10 protein-coding genes and 1 pseudogene are annotated in these 13198 nt (G+C 74.2%); 3 read left to right on the forward strand and 8 right to left on the reverse strand.

The features are described 5' to 3' along the window. A pseudogene (locus Ae331Ps2_RS21530) lies at positions 1-578 on the reverse strand (transposase); the annotation flags it as partial. Positions 579-727: 149 nt separating this feature from the next. Here Ae331Ps2_RS21530 and Ae331Ps2_RS21535 point away from each other — a divergent pair. Together Ae331Ps2_RS21535 and Ae331Ps2_RS21540 are read left to right on the forward strand one after the other, a co-directional pair. Further along, on the forward strand, positions 728-2122 hold the full coding sequence (locus Ae331Ps2_RS21535; RefSeq protein WP_075306813.1) for a lysine N(6)-hydroxylase/L-ornithine N(5)-oxygenase family protein: 1395 nt from the start codon (positions 728-730) through the stop codon (positions 2120-2122). 34 nt (positions 2123-2156) lie between these two features. Continuing rightward, complete coding sequence (locus tag Ae331Ps2_RS21540; RefSeq protein ID WP_020625570.1) at positions 2157-2369, forward strand: MbtH family protein; 213 nt, start codon at positions 2157-2159, stop codon at positions 2367-2369. Between the two features lie 52 nt (positions 2370-2421). On the opposite strand, the gene Ae331Ps2_RS21545 is transcribed toward Ae331Ps2_RS21540, so the two are convergent. The 5 genes from Ae331Ps2_RS21545 to Ae331Ps2_RS21565 form a co-directional block, all read right to left on the reverse strand. Next, positions 2422-4191 carry an ABC transporter ATP-binding protein gene (locus Ae331Ps2_RS21545; protein WP_075306811.1) on the reverse strand — a complete coding sequence of 590 codons (1770 nt, stop codon included), beginning with the start codon at positions 4189-4191 and terminating at the stop codon, positions 2422-2424. Then, positions 4188-5900 carry an ABC transporter ATP-binding protein gene (locus Ae331Ps2_RS21550; protein ID WP_075306809.1) on the reverse strand — a complete coding sequence of 571 codons (1713 nt, stop codon included), beginning with the start codon at positions 5898-5900 and terminating at the stop codon, positions 4188-4190. Before Ae331Ps2_RS21550 ends, Ae331Ps2_RS21545 begins: the two co-directional genes overlap by 4 nt. A 52-nt stretch (positions 5901-5952) precedes the next feature. Then, positions 5953-6939, reverse strand: a complete 987-nt coding sequence (locus Ae331Ps2_RS21555) for an ABC transporter substrate-binding protein (RefSeq protein ID WP_020625573.1) — start codon at positions 6937-6939, stop codon at positions 5953-5955. Between the two features lie 105 nt (positions 6940-7044). Next, on the reverse strand, positions 7045-8481 hold the full coding sequence (locus Ae331Ps2_RS21560; RefSeq protein WP_075306807.1) for a pyridoxal-dependent decarboxylase: 1437 nt from the start codon (positions 8479-8481) through the stop codon (positions 7045-7047). Positions 8482-8492: 11 nt separating this feature from the next. Continuing rightward, complete coding sequence (locus tag Ae331Ps2_RS21565; protein ID WP_075306805.1) at positions 8493-9641, reverse strand: GTP-binding protein; 1149 nt, start codon at positions 9639-9641, stop codon at positions 8493-8495. A 185-nt stretch (positions 9642-9826) separates the two neighbouring features. Here Ae331Ps2_RS21565 and trpS point away from each other — a divergent pair, with 185 nt between their 5' ends. Further along, complete coding sequence (trpS, locus tag Ae331Ps2_RS21570; RefSeq protein ID WP_075306803.1) at positions 9827-10888, forward strand: tryptophan--tRNA ligase; 1062 nt, start codon at positions 9827-9829, stop codon at positions 10886-10888. Here the strand turns inward: trpS and Ae331Ps2_RS21575 are convergent. Then, on the reverse strand, positions 10866-11504 hold the full coding sequence (locus Ae331Ps2_RS21575; protein ID WP_198932186.1) for an MOSC domain-containing protein: 639 nt from the start codon (positions 11502-11504) through the stop codon (positions 10866-10868). The genes trpS and Ae331Ps2_RS21575 overlap by 23 nt on opposite strands. A 53-nt stretch (positions 11505-11557) precedes the next feature. Continuing rightward, the gene (locus Ae331Ps2_RS21580; RefSeq protein WP_075306801.1) at positions 11558-13093 is read right to left on the reverse strand and encodes a long-chain-fatty-acid--CoA ligase; all 1536 of its coding nucleotides are present in this window, start codon (positions 13091-13093) and stop codon (positions 11558-11560) included. Positions 13094-13198 lie beyond the last annotated feature (105 nt).

Here is a 13198-nt window from a genome sequence, read left to right on the forward strand (position 1 = left end):
GCGGGTCTTACCGGAGTCATAGCCGGCGTCGAGGTGCACGGTGATGTCGTCGGGCAGCGGGCCGAGAGCGTCGAGGTGGTCGAGAGTGGGGCCCAGTAGCGGGGAGTCGTGGCGGTGTGCCCCGGCCAGGACCCGGCCCAGTGGGATGCCGTATCCCTCGACGAGTACCGATCGCTTCAGGCCCCTTGCGCCGGTCGACCGGTGACGGTCCGGCGACCTCACCGCCGCCGGGGGCCTTGGTGATGGCGCCGTCGACGGCAACGTCGTCAAGCAACAGGCCGACGATGCGGTCGTAGGCGTCCAGGGCGATCCGGCGTAGCTGGGCGAAGACCCCGAGCCGGATCCACTCGTCACGGCGATCGCGGATGGTGGTCGCCGAGCAGGTGCTGTCGGCGATGCCCTGATACGGGCAGCCGAACCGCAGTACCTCACAGGAGCTTGTCGAACACGACCCGATCCGCGATCCGGCGGCGGTGACAGCCCCACGGATGAGTGGGATCGAACTCGACCCGGGGCGGCAGCAGCGCGGCGAACTGGTCCCACAACGGCTCGGTCAGCCATGATGGCAGGGCGGGCACGCGGCCTCCAGACGATCACGAAGAGTCAACAACTTCATGATCGACAGGCCCGTGCCCGCCCCTCACCATCGACACCCGGCCGCGACCCAGCTGTGATCAATCCGCGCGACCTCTTATCTGAGGCGTGCCGAAGCAACGAAAGGACCGTGATGGCGAACCCCGCGAACGCGAACCCCCACTCCGCCCCGGAGGTACTCGACGTAGTGGGGGTCGGGTTCGGGCCGTCGAACCTCGGCATCGCGATCGCCCTGCTGGAGCACAACGCGGCGGCCCCGGCCGACGCGCGGGTGACCGCCCGGTTCGTCGAGCGCCAGGATCGGTTCGGCTGGCACCGCGGGATGCTGCTCGAGGACGCGACCATGCAGGTGTCCTACCTCAAGGACCTCGTGACGTTGCGGAACCCGACCAGCGGCTTCTCCTTCCTGTCCTACCTGCACGACCGCGACCGGCTCGCCGACTTCATCAACTACGGCTCGTCGTTCCCCACCCGCCGCGAGTTCCACGACTACCTGGAGTGGGCCGCCGCACGGGTCGGCGAGGTCAGCGACGCCGCGGGCTCCCCGGTGACCGTCGACTACGGCAGCGAGGTCGTCGAGATCGAGCCCGTGCCCGGCGACGGGGTGGTCGACCTCCTCGACGTCGTGGTGCGCACCGGCGAACGGGTGGAGCGGCTGCGGACCCGCAACGTCGTGCTCGCCTGCGGGCTCACCCCGGTCCTCCCGCGCGGGATCACCGCAGGTGGACGCATCTGGCACAACCGCGACCTGCTCTTCCGCACCCGCGAGCTCGCCGGCGCCTCGCCCGCGCGGTTCGCCGTCGTCGGGGCCGGGCAGAGCGCGGCGGAGACCGTGGAGCACCTGCACCGCACCTTCCCGACCGCCGAGGTGCACGCGGTGTTCGCCCGCTACGGCTACAGCCCCGCCGACGACACGTCCTTCGCCAACCGGATCTTCGACCCGGCCGCCGTCGACGACTTCTTCACCGCCCCGGACGAGGTCAAGGACCGCATCCTCGGCTACCACGCCAACACCAACTACTCGGTGGTCGACCCCGAGCTGATCGAGGGCCTGTACCGCACGCACTACCACGAGCGGGTCGCCGGCCGGGAGCGGCTGCGCTTCCGCAACGTCTCCCGGGTGGCCGACGTCGTCGACGTCGGGGACCGGGTGGAACTGGCCATCGAGTCGCTCATCGACGGCGAGCGCGAGGTCATCACCGCCGACGCCGTGGTCTACGCGACCGGGTACCGGTCGGCCGACCCGCTGTGGCTGCTCGACGCCGGCCTGCAGCAGGCCTGCGGGCGCGACGGACAGGGCCGGCTCGACGTGCAGCGCGACTACCGCGTCCGCACCGGTGCGCTCCCCGGTGGCGGAACGGTCCGGGCCGGCGTCTACCTGCAGGGTCCGACCGAGCACACGCACGGCATCACCTCGACCCTGCTGTCCAACATCGCCGTGCGGTCCGGAGAGATCGTCGCCTCGCTCGTCCGGGGAACGGCGGTCGCCTCCCCGGAGGCGAGCGGACGCGACACCGCCACCGTCTGAGCTCCCCACCACGTCCCCGCACCGGAGGAGAACCATGTCCACCAACCCCTTCGACGACGAGAACGGCACCTTCCGGGTGCTGGTGAACGACGAGGGTCAGCACTCGTTGTGGCCGGACTTCGCCGAGGTCCCGGCGGGCTGGACCTCGGTCCACGGGCCGGCCGACCGGACCTCGTGCCTGGACTACGTCGAACGGAACTGGACCGACCTGCGACCGCGCAGCCTGCGCGAACGCACCGACGCCTGATCCGCACCGACGCCTGATCCCCGGCGCCGCCTGGTCCGGGGCGCCGCGCCACTCAGCCGAGATCGGGTGCCTGGTCGGGTCGCAGACCCGACCAGGCACTCCACAGCCGGGCGTAGGTGCCCCCGGCGGCCACCAGCTCGTCGTGACGGCCCTGCTCGATGACCCGGCCGTCCTCGAGGACGACGACCCGGTCGGCGGTGGCCGCCTGGGTCAGACGGTGCGCGACGACCACCGTCGTCCGCCCGCGAGCCGCGGCGAGCGCCGCGTCCTCCAGCGCCCGGGCCCCGGAGCTGCCCGCCTCCGCGGTGGCCTCGTCCAGGATCACGACCGGCCGGTCGGCGAGCACGAGCCGGGCCAGCGCGAGCTGCTGGGACTGCACGACGTCCAGCTCGTGCGCGCCGTTCCCGACCGGGGTCGCCAGGCCCCCGGGCAGCTCCTCGGCCCAGGCCAGCGCCCCGACGGTGTCGAGCGCGGCGCGCAGCTGCGCGTCGTCGGCGTCCGGGGCGGCCAGGCGCAGGTCCTCGGCCAGCGTCCCGGCGAACACGTGCACCTCCTGGGTGACCAGCGCGACGGTGTCCCGGCGGACGGTCGGGCCCTGCTCGTCGAGGCCGGCGCCGCCGATCTCGATCCGGCCGGACGACGGCCGGTGCAGCCCCACCACCAGCTTCGCCAGGGTGGACTTGCCCGCGCCGCTCGCGCCCACCAGGGCGACCCGCGTGCCCGGCTCGACGTCGAGGTCCACACCGCGCAGCGACGGGTGTCCGTCGACGTAGGCGTGGGTCAGGCCGCGGGCGCGGACACGGGAGCCGTCCGGCCGGGCGGGCTCGGCGGGATCGGGCTCGGGGGCGAGGTCGGCGACCCCGACGATCCGGCGCAGCCCGGCGATCGCGGACTGGGCGACGTCGAGCTGGAACAGCACCACGTTGACCGGGCCGAACAGGTTGATGAAGTAGAGCGCCGCCGCGCTGGCCGTGCCGATCGTGGCCTCACCGGAGGTCACCAGCCAGAAGCCGGCGACCAGGACACCGGTCACACCCAGGTACTCCGCCGCGTTGAGCCGGCCGAAGAACCGGGTCTGCAGCCGGATCACCCGCATGGCGAGCCCGACGACGGCGTCGGCGCGTTCGGCGACCCGGTCCCGGTGCTGGTCGTGCAGGCGGAACGCCCGCACGGTCGACACCCCCGCGGCGGTGTCGAGCAGCTGCTGTTGCTGGTCGCCGTAGGCGATCCGCTGTGCTGCGTAGATCGGGCCGGACCGGGCGAGGAACCAGCGCGCGGTCCAGGCCTGGATCGGGACGGCGAGCAGCGCGCCGAGGAGCAGCCGCCAGTCCAGCGCGAGCAGCGCGACGAGGGTCAGGCCGATCAGCAGCGCGGAGCGGGCGAACTCGGGCAGCGCCTCGCGCACGGCCTCGGCGACGACGCTGACGTCGTCGGTGACCCGCGAGGTCAGGTCCCCGGACCCGGCCCGTTCCAGCTGCTCCAGGTCCAGGTGCAGCGCCCGGTCGACGAACCGTTCGCGCAGCCCGGCCAGCACCGTCTCGCCGACGCGGGCGACCAGGGCGACGCCGAGCATCGCGAGCACGCCCTGCCCGACCGCGACCCCGACCAGGCCGAGCACCGGGGCGGTGACGGCGTCGGCACCCCGGCCGTCGGCGACCAGGTCGACGATCCGGCCGAGCAGTGGTGCGGTGAGCAGGCTGACCGCGGCGGCCCCGACGAGCGTCACGAGCCCGAGCAGCGCGGTGCCGCGCTGGGGCCGCAGCAGCTCGCCGAGGACGGCCCGCATCCGTGCCCCGTCGGCGACGGGCAGGCGGGTGGTCATCCGGTCACCAGCTTCCGGTAGTCGGGGTCGGCCATGAGCTCGCTGTGCGTCCCGTCCGCGGCGATCCGGCCGCCGCGCAGGACGACGGTCCGGTCGGCGGCGGCCAGCAGCGCCGGGCTGGTGGTGACGACGACGGTGGTCCGGCCGCGACGCAGCGCGCGCAGCCCGTCGGCGATCGCGGCCTCGGTGACGGCGTCGACCGCGGTGGTCGGGTCGTGCAGCACGAGCACCGGGGGGTCGGCGGCGAGGGCCCGGGCGAGGGCGATCCGCTGCCGCTGACCCCCGGACAGCGAGCTGCCCCGGGCGGCGACCGCGGTGTCCGCCCCGTCGGGGAGGACCTCCGCGGCCTGGTCGGCGCGAGCCGCGGCCATCGCCGGGGCCGGGTCGGTCCCGGGCGCACACCCGGCGAGGACGTTGTCGCGCACGGTGCCGGCGAACAGGTGTGCGTCGTGCGCGGCGACGAGAACACCGGCGCGGGCGTCGATGCACTCCAGCGCGGTGAGGTCGGTCCCGCCGACCTCGACCCGGCCGTCGACGGGGTCGGTCTCGCGGCCCAGCAGCCGGACCAGCCCGAGTGCGGTCGCCGCGTCGTCGGTGACCACACCCAGCATGGTTCCCGGTGCGACGTCGAGATCCACGCCGGACAGGCCCACGGTGCGGACCCCGCGCAGGGTCAGCCCGCCGTCCCCGGCCGCGGCGGCGCTCCCGGAGCCGGACCCGGGCCGGGCGGTGACGGCGTGCTCGCTGCCGAGCAGCGTCGCGATCCGGCCGGCGGACGCGCGGCCCTGGGCGAGCTGGCGGCTCACCGCGCCGAACACCTCGAGCGGGCCCACCAGGAACTGGGCGAGGCCTACGGCGGCGACGAGGCCGCCGATGCTGAGCTGGCCGTCGGCGGCGAGTCGCCCGCCGACCAGTGCGATGAGGGCGAGGAAGAGCCCGTTGACCAGCTGGACCGAGCCGAGGAAGCCGGCCTCGGCCCGGGTGGCGAACAGGGTCGCGCCCAGCGCCTCCCGGCTGACCCGGCGGTAGCGACGCTGGGCCGCCGGCTCGACCCCGAGCCCCTTCAGCACCCGGACGCCGTCGATCAGGTCGGCCGCGACCCCGGAGGCCGCGGCCGCCCGCTCCTGTTCGGCGTGGCTGCGCCGCTCCAGCGGGGTGCCGATGCGCTGGATCGCCCACAGCAGCGGCGGGGAGCCCAGCAGGATGAGCAGCCCCAGCGGCAGCGAGATGGTGAGCAGCGCGATCGCCGCGACGACGACCGCGGTCACCGCGGCCAGCCCGAGCGGGAGCATGAAGCTGACCACGGCGACACGTTTCGCGTCGGACACCGCGATCGAGGCCAGCTCACCGGGCAGCCGTCCGGCCTCGGCGCCGCCGCGGGGGTCGAGCAGCCGCCCGGCCACCTGCAGCCGCAGCCGGGCGTCGCCGCGTACGTCGGCCGACCAGGCGTGCCGGGCGCCGAAGCGGTAGCAGGTGGACAGGAACAGGAAGTCCAGTCCGAGGACCAGCAACCAGCCGGTGAGGGCGACGGGGTCGCCGGCCGCGATCCCGCGGTCGATCACCACCCCGACGAGGACGGGGACGAGTGCCTCACCCGCCTGGTGGCCGCAGAACAGCGCCGACGCCGCGGCGAGCCGTCCACGGAAGGCCCCCAGCGACCCCCGCAACACGGACCGGCCGGACTCCGCCTGGCGGGTGGGAACGTCCATTGTGTCAGGATAGCCTTGCCAACATCGACGCCCGACGCGGTCGGCGGTGGGCTCAGTTCCCCGGTGCCTGCCCCTTCAGCGCCGCATCGAGCTGCGGCACCACGGTGTCGAGTGCGTAGGGCAGCGACAGCGGGCTGGAGTAGCCCAGTGCGGCGGCGAACTCGGTCTCGAACGGCCCGAGGTAGGCCACCCGGCCCTGCTGCACCGCCGGGATCGCCCGGAACACCGGGTCGGCCTCGGACTCGGCGCGCGAGCGGCCCAGCACCACGAGCACGTCGCTGTCGAGGTCGCCCTGGCGCTCCAGCGAGAGGGTCTGCGAGTCCGGCCGGACGGCGAAACCGAGGCCGGCGAAGATCTGGGCGCGCAGGTCGTCGGTGCCCATGTCGTAGGGGACACCCTCGATGAAGAAGTCCATCTTCAGGTTCTTGCCCGCGAAGTCGGGGTGGGCGGCCTTGGCCTCGTCGAACCTCGCGCGGGTCGCGGCGATGACCTGCTCGGCCTGCTCGGTGCGGCCGGTGGCCTGCCCGGTGATGCGGGTCTGCTCCTCCCAGCCTGCGGGGTTCGTGCCGTCGGGGGTGCCCTGGGCGACGGTCGGCGCGATCTGCGACAGCGCGGTGTAGGTCGCCTGGTCCATGAAGGAGTAGACGCCGAGGATCAGGTCGGGCTTCAGCGCGGCGACCTGCTCGATCGGGATCTCGGCTCCGGTCAGCAGCTGCGGCTGCGTCCCCCCGAGCGCCTCCTGCGCCCAGGGGCGCTTCGCGTAGTCGTAGTCGCCGATGTTCTCGCGGACCCCGACCGGCTTCACCCCCACGGCCAGTGCGAAGTCGGCGTCGTTGAAACCGACGGTGACCACCCGCTGCGGTGCGGCCGGGATCGTCGTCTCGCCGAAGGCGTGCTTCAGCGTGACCGGGAAGGCTCCGGCGGCCTCGCCGCTGGGGGCGGGCTGCGCGGTGTCGCCGGTACCCCCGGACGCACAGCCGGCCAGCGCCAGCAGCAGGACCACGCACGCGGCGAGCGCACGGAGCAGGGATCGGGGCATGGGGGCGGTCCTTTCGACGGGACCCGTGCGGGCGGGTGCACCGGGCGCCGGGGGATCAGGTCAGTACACCCTTCTGGGTGGACAGGCGAACCTTACCCATGGCGGTCACGATCGGGCGGACAGGACATCCCAGACGACATCGAGGTGCGCGCGGCCGGTGGTGACCCCGCCGAACGCCACCCGCACCACCGGGTGCCCGTCGACCTCGGTGCCGGTGAGCAGCACCCGACCGTCGGCGTTGGCCCGCTCCAGCAGCGCGGTGGTCGCCGCGTCGCCGGCACGCGAGCGCAGGCAGACCAGCGACAGCACCGGTGTACACGCCAGCTCCAGGTCGTTGTGCCCGCGGACCCGCTCGGCCAGCTCGGCGGCGAGGTCCACGTGCCCGCGCAGGTGCGCCCGCAGCCCGGACAGGCCCTGCCCGTGCAGCACCGCCCACAGCTTCAGTGCCCGGAACCGCCGCCCGAGCGGGACCTGCCAGTCCCGGAAGTCCACGACGGTGCCGGAGTCGGAGTGCGCGTCGCGCAGGTAGGCCGGGGTGATCGACAGCGCGGCCGGCAGCGCGCGGGCGTCGCGCACCCACAGCAGCGAGGCGTCGAACGCGGTGAGCAGCCACTTGTGGGCGTCGGTGCAGAAGGAGTCGACACCGTGGCCCGGCCCGGGATTGACGCCGTCGAGCACCCAGCGGTGCTCCGGGCAGAGCGCCGCGACGCCGGCCCACGCGGCGTCGACGTGCACCCAGGCCCGGTGCGGCCGCGCCGCCGTGACCAGCGCCGCGACCGGGTCGCTCGACCCGGTCGAGGTCGTCCCGACCGTCGCGCACACCAGCACCGGGATCAGCCCGGCGGCGACGTCCGCGGCGAGGGTGTCGGCCAGCGCCGCCGGGTCCATCGCCCGGGAGCCCGGGGTGCACGGGACCGTCCGCAGCCCGTCGGAGCCGAGCCCCGCCACCCGCACCGCCTTGGCCAGCGACGAGTGCGTCTCGGCGGTGACGTAGACGCGCTCCCGCCCGGTCACTCCGCGCGCCCGCCAGCCGGAGCCCGGGTCCGGGGCTGCCCGGTGCAGCGCGGCGGTGAGCGCGACCAGCGCCGCCGAGGACGCCGAGTCCTGGATCGAGCCGCCCCCGCCGCCGTCGTGGGTGAACGACTCGTCCAGCCCGAGCGCCCTGGCCAGCTGGTCGGTGACCGCCTGCTCCACCTCGGTGCAGGCGGGCGAGGTGGACCAGAGCATCCCCTGCGCCCCGGCGCCGCCGGAGAGCAGCTCACCGAGCAGCGAGGTCAGCGAGGCGTTCGCCGGGAAGAAGGCGTGGAAGCCGGGGTGCTGCCAGCGGGTGTCGGCGTCGCCGGTGACGGCCTCGACCAGCGACGGGAACGCGGCGAGCGGCTCGGGGTCCTCGTTCGCCTCGCGGGGGAAGCGGGCCCGCACGGTGCCGGGCTCCACGACGTCGCGAACCGGGCGACGCTCGATCCCGTCGCGGGCGTCGGCGACGGCGTCGACGAACAGGTGGCCGAGGGCGCGGAACTCGTCCGGGGTGAGGTCGGGCACGCGGCCCGACGCTACCCGGCCACGGAGGCGTGCTCGTGGTCGTGCAGGTCGTCGAGGTCCCAGGCGGGCAGCGGGTCGTCCAGGTCGCGCCAGGAGTCGGGCCCGGCGAGCAGTTCGTCGTCGGTGAGCAGGGCCGGGTCGAGCCGGGCGGTGACGGTGTCGCGGGTCAGGCCGAGCCCGATGAACACGATCTCCTGCCCGCGCGGCCCGTCGAACGACGACCACGGCGCGGCCGGGTCCAGCGCCATGTTCGGCCCGGCCTGCGACCACAGGCCCGCGACGTCGGGCCGGGTGGCCAGCCAGCAGAAGCCCTTGCTGCGCAGCAGGCCCGGCCAGTCGCCGAGCGCGTCGAGCAGTCGTGCCGGGTGGAACGGGCGCGCCGCCCGCCAGGTGACGCTCGCGATCCCGTACTCCTCGGTCTCGGGGGTGTGCGAGCCGTTGAGCTCCTGGGCCCAGCCCGGTGTCGCCGAGGCCGCCGCCGGGTCGTAGCGACGGGTGTCGAGCAGGTCGGTGATGGGCAGGTCCCCGCGCACGGCGCGCACGATGCGGGCGCCCGGGTTCATCCGCGACAGCAGTGCCTCGATCCGGCCCAGCGCGTGCGGCGCGACGAGATCGGTCTTGTTCAGCACCAGCAGGTCGGCGAACTCGACCTGGTCGGCGAGCAGGTCCGACAGCGTCCGCTCGTCGCCCTCGGCGGCCTGCAGCTCCCGGTCGGCGAGCGAGTCCTCGCTGGTCAGCAGGTGCTCGAAGGTGGAGGCGTCGACGACGGTGACCATGGTGTCGAGCCGCGCCACGTCGGAGAGCGCGGTGCCGTCGTCGAAGGTCCACTCGAACGTCGCCGCCACCGGCATCGGTTCGGAGATCCCGGTCGACTCGACGACGACGTGCTCGTAGCGCCCCTCGGCGGCCAGCTCGCCGACCGTGGTCAGCAGGTCCTCGCGCAGCGTGCAGCAGATGCAGCCGTTGGTGAGCTCGACCAGCTTCTCCTGGCTGCGGTGCAGATCGACGAGCGCGCCGTCGATGTTCACCTCGCTCATGTCGTTGACGACGACGGCGATCCGCCTGCCCTCCCGGTTCGCGAGCAGGTGCTCCAGCAGCGTCGTCTTCCCCGCGCCGAGGAAGCCGGACAGGATCGTGACGGGAACGCGACGGTCGGCCATACCGATGATGATAACGATAGTCGATTAGGCGGGTGTAGGCTGCCTCCGTGCGTTCCTCCCGTCCCGTCTGGTGGCGGCTGCTCCCCGCAGCCGCGTAGACGCACGTCACCGTCACCCCGGGCTGCCCGAGCAGCCCGGCGCAACCCGGTGTGTCTCGTGCAGCTCCCCGTTCCCAGGAGCTGATCATGGATTCCCTCGCTGCCACCGTCGCCCGGATGCCCGCGCTGCGTGCCGCCGTCGCCGCCGACCCGTCGTCGCACCGGGTGCTGACCGGGGAGCGGCCGACCGGCCCGCTGCACCTGGGGCACCTGGTGGGCACCATCTCCGAACGGGTACGGCTGCAACGGTCCGGTGTGGACGTGCTGGTGATCCTGGCCGACTACCAGGTGATCACCGACCGCGACGTCGCGGACCGGCTGGCCGACCACGTGCGCGGCGCGGTGCTCGACCAGCTCGCCGCCGGGCTCGAACCGGACCGCACCACGGTGTTCACCCACTCCGCGGTGCCCGCGCTGAACCAGCTGATGCTGCCGTTCCTGTCGCTGGTCACCGAGGCCGAGCTGCACCGCAACCCGACGGTGAAGGCCGAGCACGCGGCGTCCGGGCGCGCGTTGTCGGGGCTGCTTCTGACCTACCCGGTGCACCAGGCCGCGGACATCCTGTCCTGCCGTGCCGACCTCGTACCGGTGGGGAAGGACCAGCTCCCGCACATCGAGCTGACCCGGGTGCTGGCGCGGCGCTTCGCCGAGCGCTACGGCCCGGTGTTCACCCCGCCCGAGCCGATGCTGACCGACACCCCGGAGCTGCCCGGCCTCGACGGGCACAAGATGTCGAAGTCCCGCGGCAACGCCGTCCCGCTCGGCGCGACCGCCGACGAGACGGCGGCGATCGTGCGCCGCGCCCGTACCGATTCCGAGCGGCGGATCACCGTCGACCCCGAGGGGCGGCCCGGGGTGTACGGGCTGCTCACGACCGCGGCGCTGTGTCTGGGGCGCGACCCGCACGAGCTGGCCGCGACCCTCGACGGGGCCGCCGCGCTCAAGCGCCTCACCACCGAGGCGGTCAACGACCATCTCGCCGGGCACCGCGCGCGGCGCGCCGAGCTGGCCCGCGACCCCGGGCTGGTCGACGACGTGCTGGCGCGGGGCAACGCGCGTGCGAACGAGCTGGCGGAGGAGACCCTCGACGCGGTCCGTGCGGCGATGGGGATGCGCTACGACCGGGTCAGGACGCGGTCCGCCGGGTGACGGTGTCCCGGATCTGCGGCAGCAGGTGCTCGCCCGCGGCCAGCAGGTCCGGGAGCCGGTCGGGCTCGCCGAGCAGCGCCCGGAAGGCGTCGGCGACGGTGACGCCGTGCCCGGGCCGGTGCTCGACGGTCACGGTGTCCCCGGCGCGGATCTCGCCGGGGGACAGGACCCGCAGATAGGCGCCCGGGCGGGCGGCCGCGGTGAACCGCTTCACCCAGCCCGCCCGCTCCAGGTGCGCGGCGAAGGTCCGGCACGGCACGCGGGGCGCGGTCACCTGCAGCACCACCCCGCCGACCCGCCAGCACTCGCCGAGCTCGGCCCCGGACACGTCGATCCCGCGGGTCGTCAGGTTCTCCCCGAACGTCCCCGCCCGCAGCGGCCCGAGCTCGGTGGCGAAGAACTCCAGGTCCTCCCGGGCGTAGGCGTAGACGGCCTTGTCCGGGCCGCCGTGGTGGTCGGCGTCGCAGATCGTGTCGCCGGCCAGCCCGCTCGCCGCAGCCGCCGGGACGGCCACCCGGACCGGTCCGGCCACCGGCAGCTTGTCGATCCCCGAGGCCCCCGCCTTGGCGAGGATCGGGCGGGACACCCCGGTGTTCACCGATTCCACGACGCTCACGGTCGCGACGGTAGGCGAGCCCCGCCGCCGTCGCGACCGGGTCGGCGACCGGGTTACTGCGCGGGCGCGGAGACCGAGTCCAGCGCGCCGTGGTCGCGGCGCAGCTCGGTCTTGAGCACCTTGCCCGTCGGGTTGCGCGGCAGCGCGTCGACGACGGCGATCCGTGTCGGGCGCTTGTAGCGGGCCAGCCGGTCGGCGCACCACGCGACGACGGCGTCGAGGTCCGGCGGCGCGGTGGGGTCGGCGGGCACGACCACCGCCAGCGGTGTCTCGCCCCAGCGTGGGTCGGGCACCCCGATGACCGCGACGTCGGCGATGCCCGGGTGCGCCGCCAGCACGTCCTCCACCTCGGCGCTGTAGACGTTCTCACCACCCGAGATGATCATGTCCTTGGCCCGGTCCACGACGTAGAGGTAGCCGTCGGGGTCCTCGCGGACCAGGTCTCCGGAGTGGAACCAGCCGCCGCGGAACGCCTCGGCCGTCGCGTCCGGACGCCCCCAGTACTCCCGCATCACCGTCGGTCCGCGGTAGACGATCTCGCCGACCTCGCCGCGTGGCACGTCGTTCATCTCCGGGTCGACCACGCGCACCTCGACGCCGATCATCGGCGTCCCCACCGAGCCGATCTTGCGGACCGAGTCCTCGCCGCGCAGCACGCACGTGATCGGGCTGCACTCGGTCTGGCCGAACGCGGTCACCACGGTGGCCTGCGGGAACGTGTCGATCATCGTGCGGATCAGCGTCGTCGACGCCGGTGCCGCGCCCCAGCTGATCCGGCGCAGCGCCGACAGGTCCCGCTCCGCGAGGCCGGGCACCGCGCAGATCGCCTGCCACTGCGCCGGGACGAAGAAGCACGACGACACCTTCTCCCGTTCCAGGGTGTCGACCGTCGCGACCGGGTCGAAGCCGCCCGACGGCGGGATGATCACCCGGCCGCCCGCGATCAGGGTGGGCAGCATCCCGGAGAGCCCGGCGATGTGGAACAGCGGCGCCCCGGACAGCGAGACCCGGTCGTCGCCGGCGGTGCCCATGTGCGTGATCGACAGGAACGCGTGCAGCAGCAGGTTGCGGTGGGTCAGCACGGCGCCCTTGGGACGGCCGGTCGTCCCCGAGGTGTACATGATGTAGGCGGGCTCCTCGTCGGCGACGTCGTCGCCCCAGGACCCGGGCCCGGCCTCGGCGAGCAGCGCGTCGAGGCCCTCGCCGAGCCCCAGCACCGTCCGCACCGACGGCGCGTCGGCCCGGGCGGTCTCCACCGTCGCGGCGAACCGGTCGTCGCAGACGACCGCGGTGGGGCCGCAGTCGGTCAGCTGGAAGGCGATCTCGCCGGCGGTCAGCCGGAAGTTCAGCGGGACGCAGATCGCGCCGATCCCCAGCACCGCCAGGTAGCTCTCGACGAGTTCGACGGAGTTGAGCCCGAGCACCGCGACCCGGTCCCCGCGGTCGACCCCGCGTCCGGCGAGGACGGTCGCCAGCCGGGACACCCGGTCGTCGAGCTGCGCCCAGGTCCGCGACGTCCGTGGGTCGGCCAGCGCCGGAGCGTCCGGTGTGGTCCGTGCGTGCCGCGCGACGATGTCCGCCGCCGTCATCCCGTGTCCCGTGATCGTGCCCACCGGTGGCCTCCCGAGCCTCGACTGCCCTGTCACTGTGGTCCCGGCCACCCCGGTGGGGCAACAGCTCGTCCCGCCGTGGAG

This window comes from Pseudonocardia sp. Ae331_Ps2 (assembly GCF_001932405.1).
In the GTDB taxonomy this organism is placed as follows: Bacteria; Actinomycetota; Actinomycetes; order Mycobacteriales; family Pseudonocardiaceae; genus Pseudonocardia.

Coding starts and splice junctions, on each gene's coding strand:
- trpS (WP_075306803.1), top strand. CDS start 9,827: ATGGATTCCCTCGCTGCCACCGTCGCCCGGATGCCCGCGCTGCGTGCC.
- Ae331Ps2_RS21550 (WP_075306809.1), bottom strand. CDS start 5,900: ATGGACGTTCCCACCCGCCAGGCGGAGTCCGGCCGGTCCGTGTTGCGG.
- Ae331Ps2_RS21555 (WP_020625573.1), bottom strand. CDS start 6,939: ATGCCCCGATCCCTGCTCCGTGCGCTCGCCGCGTGCGTGGTCCTGCTG.
- Ae331Ps2_RS21580 (WP_075306801.1), bottom strand. CDS start 13,093: ATGACGGCGGCGGACATCGTCGCGCGGCACGCACGGACCACACCGGAC.
- Ae331Ps2_RS21565 (WP_075306805.1), bottom strand. CDS start 9,641: ATGGCCGACCGTCGCGTTCCCGTCACGATCCTGTCCGGCTTCCTCGGC.
- Ae331Ps2_RS21540 (WP_020625570.1), top strand. CDS start 2,157: ATGTCCACCAACCCCTTCGACGACGAGAACGGCACCTTCCGGGTGCTG.
- Ae331Ps2_RS21545 (WP_075306811.1), bottom strand. CDS start 4,191: ATGACCACCCGCCTGCCCGTCGCCGACGGGGCACGGATGCGGGCCGTC.
- Ae331Ps2_RS21535 (WP_075306813.1), top strand. CDS start 728: ATGGCGAACCCCGCGAACGCGAACCCCCACTCCGCCCCGGAGGTACTC.